The organism is Xanthomonas sp. SHU 308, from assembly GCF_000364645.1.
GTDB lineage: Bacteria > Pseudomonadota > Gammaproteobacteria > Xanthomonadales > Xanthomonadaceae > Xanthomonas_A > Xanthomonas_A sontii.
On record NZ_AQOK01000602.1, the window covers coordinates 1 to 1,646 of the forward strand.

Below are 1,646 nucleotides of genomic sequence, written 5' to 3' on the forward strand. Positions count from 1 at the left end.
TGTTCAAGATCGACCAGCAGGCGCCGACGGCACCGCGCCGCGCCGCGCCGCCGGCCGCGCTCGCCAGCGTCGGCGCCAAGCGACCGGCCAAGATGCCTGCACCGCCAGCGGCCGCACGCCGGCCGGTGGCCGTTGCTGCAGCCAAGACCACAGACGTGGTTGCAGGCGGCAACGACTGGCAGGAGTTCTGATCGCGCTTCACCGCGCATCCCACTGACACGGGTAACGAAGCCCGGGAGCGCCAACTCCCGGGCTCTTTTTTTGAGTCATTCCACACGGCTGGAGGCGAATCGACGGGCGTGGCGCCCGGAAAAAGCGCGACGCCTATCCCTGTCGGAGTGAAGTCAACGTGAAGCGCATCTAAATCCGCACCATCCCGCCTTAAAGAACAGAGCGCACACGCCGATACGGCGTGAGCACACACAAATTGTCTACAAATTTGAACAAGAGTTGTCACAAGGCGACTGGAGCAAAGAAAGGCCAAATCGACGTATAAGTTTCAATCGCAAGCATCTATTAAATCTACAAAAACTATCAATTGCATGTTTTCGATGTGCAGACGAAATAGATAGGCACCACCCAGCGCCTCCGCGGACATCGACTCAGGCAAGGGGTACGCCATCCCCAACGCTTCACCTTTCCACCAGGACCACGACGATGACGCTCAAGAATCTCAGTCTTTCCGCCAGGCTCGCGCTCAGTTTCGCGATCATCGTGCTGATCACGGTGATCATCGGCTCGATCAGCCTGAGCAGCCTCTCTTCGCTCAACAACGCCGCCGACATGAACGACCACACCTACAAGGTGATGGGCACCGGCGACATGATGGAAATCGATGCCCTCAACGTCGAGACCGGTGCGCGTGGCTATCTGCTGTCGGGTAACAAGGACCACCTGCAGCCGTTCACCAACGGCCTGGCCGCGTTCGACAAGAACTATGCCGAAGCCAAGCGCCTGACGGCGGACAATCCGCGCCAGCAGGCGCGGCTGGAAAAGCTGCATGCTGCGTTCGACAACCTCGCCGGCGTGGAGAAGCAGATCACCGCATTGCGCGCGCAGTCCAACGATCCCGCGCAGATCGCCGCCGAGTTCAGCCAGGCCCGCGATCGCAAGGCGATGCAGGAGATCCGCGGCCTGCTGGGCGACTTCAGCAACGAGGAGCGCGGCCTGCTGGCCAAGCGCACCGAGACCCTGACCGCCGTGCGCGCGCAGAACAAGTGGGCGGTGCTGCTGGGCAACCTGCTGGTGATCGTGGCCGCGGTCGGCATGGCGATCGTGATCCGCCGCCAGTTGCTCAAGCGCCTGGGCACCGCGATCGGCGTGGCCGACGCCATCGCCCGCGGCAAGCTCGACAATGCGATCGACCTGCGCAGCAAGGACGAGGCCGGCGTGCTGCTGCTGAGCATGGACAAGATGCAGAGCCAGTTGCAGGCGGTGCTCGCCGCGCAGGCGGAGATGGCCCAGCGCCACGACGCCGGCCAGATCAGCTACCGCATGGACGAAACCGTGTTCCCGGGCGACTACGGGCGCATGGTCCGCGACAGCAACGCGCTGGCCGCCTCGCATATCGCGGTCAAGATGCGCCTGGCGCAGATCATGGGCCGTTACGCGATCGGCGACCTGTCCGAGGACATGGACCGCCTGCC

The 1,646-nt window shown here is 63.3% G+C and carries 1 protein-coding gene and 1 pseudogene; both read left to right on the top strand.

The window, feature by feature from the left end; translation table 11 throughout:
- Positions 1–191: pseudogene (locus D588_RS25155) on the top strand (hypothetical protein); the annotation flags it as partial.
- Between the two features lie 466 nt (positions 192–657).
- Positions 658–1,646: CHASE3 domain-containing protein (locus tag D588_RS0117200; RefSeq protein ID WP_017916860.1), on the top strand; the 989-nt coding region annotated here is incomplete at its 3' end.